This is a genomic window from Pseudonocardia halophobica, from assembly GCF_027922425.1.
GTDB lineage: Bacteria > Actinomycetota > Actinomycetes > Mycobacteriales > Pseudonocardiaceae > Pseudonocardia > Pseudonocardia halophobica.
This window is the reverse complement of record NZ_BSFQ01000259.1, coordinates 1-573: the sequence shown is the minus strand read 5'-3', so window position 1 is coordinate 573 and position 573 is coordinate 1. Positions and strand designations below refer to the sequence as shown.

The 573-nt window shown below is 61.1% G+C and carries 1 protein-coding gene; it reads left to right on the top strand.

Annotated elements, in window-relative coordinates; all coding sequences use genetic code 11:
* The coding region (locus tag PKE99_RS39385) for an efflux RND transporter permease subunit (protein ID WP_271215165.1) at positions 1-573 on the top strand (573 nt) is incomplete at both ends.

The window sequence follows — 573 nt, the reverse complement described above, 5'->3', positions numbered from 1 at the left end:
GCGGCAGTGGCGCTGCCGCTGTCGGCGGTGCCCACCTTCTATGTGGTGATCCTGCTGGGCTTCTCGCTGAACCTTGTGAGCTTCCTTGCCATCACGCTGGCCACCGGCATTCTGGTCGATGACGCCATCGTGGAGATCGAGAATATCGCGCGACACATGAGGATGGGCAAATCGCCCTATCGCGCCTCGATCGACGCGGCGGATGAAATCGGCCTCGCCGTCATCGCCACCACTTTCACCATCATCGCGGTCTTTGTCCCGGTCAGCTTCATGCCCGGCATTCCGGGGCAGTATTTCCGGCAATTCGGCCTGACGGTGGCGATTTCGGTGCTGTTCTCGCTGCTGGTCGCGCGGCTGATCACGCCGATGATGACCGCCTATCTGATGCGGTCCAAAGATGCCGCAGGCCATGACGATGCGCATGGTGATGGCTGGTTCATGCGGCAATATCTGCGGCTGGTGCGGCTTTCCACCAGTGGCGGGCTGTTCACCCTGCGGTCAGGCCACCACCTTGTGCCGGCCCGCTATATCACGCTGGTAACAGGCATTCTGGTTCTGGTCATATCTGTCCAC